Below are 1,844 nucleotides of genomic sequence, written 5' to 3'. Positions count from 1 at the left end.
GAGAAAGGAGAGCGTGTTGTTACCTCTCAAACATCGGCAAAGCTTGATCAGACGCTGGAGCAGGTTAAACAAACCAGTGAAGATGCTAGGACATCCATTATTGCTGGTGGAGTGACTCAGAATATTAATGTGAATGGTAACCCTGATGATAGAACTATGGCTCTATTAGAGAATGCTGTAGCGCGGGGTGCAGAGCGAGGCTATCAAAAAGTGGCAAATCACTTGGCATCAGGGCAAGGGCAGGTATCCAAAGCGCTTGGCAATGGTTGGGCGACAGGAAGGAGGAAGCGGTGATCGAGGATATAGATCCGTAATTCAACAGGTGGTAACTTACTATCTCTTGCTACAACTGGGGTGTTAATGTGAAAAAACTGCTTTCTGCTGCGTTAATCGTTGTTTCATCGTTAATTATTACCGCCTGTGCACCCACGATTCAGACTATTGATTACAACCAAAAATCAATGCTGCTCTCGCTAGGGATGAGTAAAAATGATGTAATGCAAATTGTAGGTACTCCAAGACGAACCGATGTTAATCAAGATCGGGAGCGCTGGATTTATTGGAATAAAGCGCTCTATGGTTACACGATAATTGATAACGAGAATTTGGCAACCGATAGGCTTGTTGTTACATTCATTGGCGGGAAAGTTACGAAGTGGGGTAAGCAAAGTTTAGCTGATGACATCACTGAAAATACGCAGAAAATATATCAGCAAGCTCGTGAAAACCCTCAAACTGTAATTATTAAAAACCAATAATGCTTCAAAAGAATGAAAACCTCGCTTCGGCGAGGTTTTTTGTTGCCTGGAGAAAATATGGCTGATATTTATTACCCGCATAACTATTTACCCATACCGCTCCAAAATGGTTTTGGTATGAAGCCAGTCAGTCCGTTACTACGCACCGAAATGACCAGCGGGAGGGCCAGGCAGCGGCGGCAGTATACATCGACGCCTACACAGGCCGGTGTCACCTGGTCATTCAAGAAGGATGCCCAGGCACAACTGTTTGAAGCGTGGTATCGCGATACGATAAATGATGGTTCCGCATGGTTTTACATGAACCTCAAAACACCAAAAGGCGTTGAATCCTATAAATGCCGCTTCGTTGACATATATGAGGGGCCAATATTGTTAAGTGGTAAGTATTGGCAATATTCTGCCACTCTGGAACTTTGGGAGCGTCCGATACTAGCACCTGGCTGGGCTGAGTTTCCTGATCTTGTGGTTAACAGCAATATTATCGATCTGGCATTGAACCGGGAGTGGCCGCAATGACGGTATTAGAGCGCCTTTATGCTTCAAGCGGCATCGAGGTGATTATTGATACTCTTCAAATCAATGTTGGCAACGATGTTTACTACTTAACAAAAGGGTGGGAAGACGTTGTTGCGACATTAGAAGATGGGAGCACGATAGTCACTTTTATTGCAAGTGCAATTGATGTGGCGCTACCCGCACGTAATGCAGATGGAACACAGGACTTAAAGTTTGCCATCAGCAATATTGATGGGGCTGTATCATCATCAATTCAAAAGAGTATCGATAATCTTGAAGGGGCATCTGTAGTGTACCGTAAGTATATCTCTACGGATTTAAGCGCCCCGGCTGAACCTCCATATGCCATGGAAATAAAAGGAGGCTACTGGAAATCGACCGAGGCCCAAATTACAGCGGGTTATATGAACGTACTCGATCGTCTGTGGCCCCGCTTTCGCTACACACTGCCATTATTCCCCGGATTACGCCACACGTCGTAAGGATCACCAATGCTCAATATCGATAAATACCGTTCTGTCATCTGGCAGAAGGGGGGGCGCACTTACCCGCTACTTGACTGTTTTG

At 45.2% G+C, this 1,844-nt stretch carries 3 protein-coding genes and 2 pseudogenes; all 5 read left to right on the top strand.

Going from position 1 to position 1,844, the window contains the following annotated elements:
* Positions 1-294, top strand: a pseudogene (locus tag J5224_RS26230) (phage tail tape measure protein); the annotation flags it as partial.
* Between the two features lie 68 nt (positions 295-362).
* Positions 363-758 carry an outer membrane protein assembly factor BamE gene (locus J5224_RS26225; protein ID WP_264628112.1) on the top strand — a complete coding sequence of 132 codons (396 nt, stop codon included), beginning with the start codon at positions 363-365 and terminating at the stop codon, positions 756-758.
* Between the two features lie 57 nt (positions 759-815).
* The gene (locus J5224_RS26220) at positions 816-1,277 is read left to right on the top strand and encodes a hypothetical protein (RefSeq protein WP_264628111.1); all 462 of its coding nucleotides are present in this window, start codon (positions 816-818) and stop codon (positions 1,275-1,277) included.
* On the top strand, positions 1,274-1,759 hold the full coding sequence (locus tag J5224_RS26215; RefSeq protein ID WP_264628110.1) for a DUF1833 domain-containing protein: 486 nt from the start codon (positions 1,274-1,276) through the stop codon (positions 1,757-1,759). The genes J5224_RS26220 and J5224_RS26215 overlap by 4 nt, the downstream gene beginning before the upstream one ends.
* A gap of 9 nt (positions 1,760-1,768) precedes the next feature.
* Positions 1,769-1,844, top strand: a pseudogene (locus J5224_RS26210) (nitrite transporter); the annotation flags it as partial.

The organism is Candidatus Symbiopectobacterium sp. NZEC135 (assembly GCF_025962695.1).
The sequence above is the reverse complement of the archived record's forward strand: the minus strand, read 5'-3'. Positions and strand labels throughout refer to the sequence as shown.

Bases quoted from the DNA above. Each gene is read 5' to 3' on its own strand.
- J5224_RS26220 (WP_264628111.1), top strand. From the start codon at position 816: ATGGCTGATATTTATTACCCGCATAACTATTTACCCATACCGCTCCAA.
- J5224_RS26215 (WP_264628110.1), top strand. From the start codon at position 1,274: ATGACGGTATTAGAGCGCCTTTATGCTTCAAGCGGCATCGAGGTGATT.